Source organism: Tahibacter sp., assembly GCF_035481375.1.
Lineage (GTDB): Bacteria > Pseudomonadota > Gammaproteobacteria > Xanthomonadales > Rhodanobacteraceae > Tahibacter.
This window is the reverse complement of record NZ_DATIGT010000238.1, coordinates 1-2246: the sequence shown is the minus strand read 5'-3', so window position 1 is coordinate 2246 and position 2246 is coordinate 1. Positions and strand designations below refer to the sequence as shown.

Genomic DNA, 2246 nt, shown 5'->3' with positions numbered 1-2246 from the left:
GCCCAGGGCAGCGCGAGGACCGTCGGCAGCCAGGCGAACGCGATCACGCCGAGGTAGTACCACGGCGGCTGGTGATGGTCCCAGGATTCGGTGTAGCGCCCCGCGGTCTGCCGGAACAGGATGTCGTTCATGTAGGCGCGGTATTCCGGCGCCGTTTCGGTCGACACGGCGTAGAGCATCGGACCGAGCCACAGCGCGGTCGCCGCGGCGAAGCAGACGATGCCGAACAGCCAGCGGCCGACGCTGCGCTCGGGCCGCGAGACGCCGGGCCAGTCGCGCACGCGCGCAAACAGGTACGGCACGAACATCAGCAGCGCGAGCACGCCGACGCCCTTGGTAATCACGCCGAGGCCGGCCGCAAAGCAGCCGAGCCAGTACGCGCGCCAGTCCGGTCCGAGCAGGAAGTGTCGCAGCAGCCCGTAGTTCGCGAGCGTCAGGAAGAAGCAGACGGTCGGGTCGATCTGCGCGCGCTTGGCCTGATAGACGAACTGGAACGTGCACAGCAGCGCCGCCGCCGCATAGACGCCGACGCGATGGTCCCAGAGACGCCGGCCGAGATCGTAGACCAGCGCGAGCATGCCGAGACCGGCGATCAGCGAGGGCATCAGGAACGCGACGCGCCAGTTGCCGAACAGCGAATAGAAGAACGCCTGCGCGGCCATGAACAGCGGCGGCTTGTCCGAATACAGCTCGCTGCCGCGGTGCGGGATCAGCCAGTTGCCGGATTCGATCATCTGCTTGGCGACGAGCGCGAAACGCGGCTCGTCGGCCGGCCACGGATCTCGCAGGCCGATGCCGGCGGCCAGCACGACGAGCGCGACGCCGGCGAGCAGCCAGAGCTCCTGCTGCCGGTTCAGGCGCCAGCCGAATGCATTGTTCGCAAAGTCAGACATGATCAGTTTTCCAGTTATTCATTTATCTCACAGCCGCTCGACGCCGGTTGTGCGGGCCTGCCCGATAGGCCGGCGGATAACGAAAGCAGCCGAGCATTTCCGTTCGCCCGAATCGACGACGCATCGTGAAACACGGCTCCTGCAGTCAATCCAGCGGCAGCCGCAGGCGGAAACTCGCGCCGCCGCCGGCGCGGCTGTCGGCGCGGATGCTGCCGCCGTGTTCTTCGACGATCTTCTTCACCACGGCGAGGCCGAGGCCGGTGCCGCGCGACTTGCTGCTCGTGTACGGCTCGTACCAGCGTTCGCCGAACCCCTCGGGCAGCCCCGGGCCATTGTCGGCGATCACGAGCTCGGCCCAATGGCGCCCCGCATCCTCCACGCGCGCGGTTGCGACTTCGATGCGCGGCTTGGCCTGATCGCCGATCGCTTCGAGCGCGTTCTTCAGCAGGTTGTGCAGCAGCTGGCGCAGGCGGCCGGCGTCCGCGCGCAGGTTCAGTTCGTCGTCGGCGAAACGGCGGCTGATCTGCAGGCGCTGGTCGTTCTCGTAGAGATCGAGCACTTCGCCGATCAGCGCATGCAGCGCGAGCGGGCGCGGCGACAGCTGCGGCGGACGCGCATAGTCGCCGAATGCGTTGACGAGCGCCTTCAGCGCCTCGACCTGATTGACGATGGTGCGCGTCGCGCGGTCGAGAACCTCGGTGTCGTCGGCCGCAAGGCGGCCGATGAAGCGGCGGCGCAGACGTTCGGCTGCGAGCTGGATCGGCGTCAGCGGGTTCTTGACCTCGTGCGCGAGACGTCGCGCGACCTCGGCCCAGGCCGCGTCGCGCTGCGCGCGGTTGAGCAGGGTCAGGTCGTCGAACACGGCCACGTAGCCGGCGTGCTCGGTGCCGCCGCCGACGAGTTCGGTGCCGTGCAGCAGCAGCACGCGGCGCTCGCCCTCGCCTTCGCCGTCGATGACGACTTCCTCGCGCCACTCGCGCGCGTTCTCGCGCAGGTGGCGCAGCAGCGGATCGATCAGCGGCGCGAGCGAGGGCTTCGCGCTGCGCACGCTCGCGAGCGGCTGGCCGAGCTGGCGCGACAGCGCGACGCCGAGAATCGTGTCGGCGGCGCGGTTGGCCGTGCGCAGCACGCCGTCGCGGTCGACGCCGAGCACGCCGGCCGACAGGTGTTCGAGCACGGCGCGCAGATAGGCGCGCTGCGCTTCGGATTCCTCGGTGCTGCGCTGCGCGCGCGCGCCGGCGCGTTCGAGCTCGCGCTGCATCTGGTTGAACGAATTCAGCAGGAAACCAAGCTCGTCGCGGCTCGCGACCGGCAGCGGCGTGTCGTAGCGGCCGGCGCTGACCGCGCGTGTAG

The 2246-nt window shown here is 69.2% G+C and carries 2 protein-coding genes; both read right to left on the bottom strand.

Features of this window, described 5'->3' with window-relative positions; all coding sequences use genetic code 11:
• Positions 1-893 (bottom strand): glycosyltransferase family 39 protein (locus tag VLF18_RS15885; RefSeq protein WP_325280605.1); only part of this gene is annotated, 893 nt, incomplete at its 3' end.
• Positions 894-1038: 145 nt separating this feature from the next.
• Positions 1039-2246, bottom strand: a 1208-nt coding sequence (locus VLF18_RS15880; RefSeq protein ID WP_325280604.1) for a sensor histidine kinase, incomplete at its 5' end; no start/stop codon positions are given.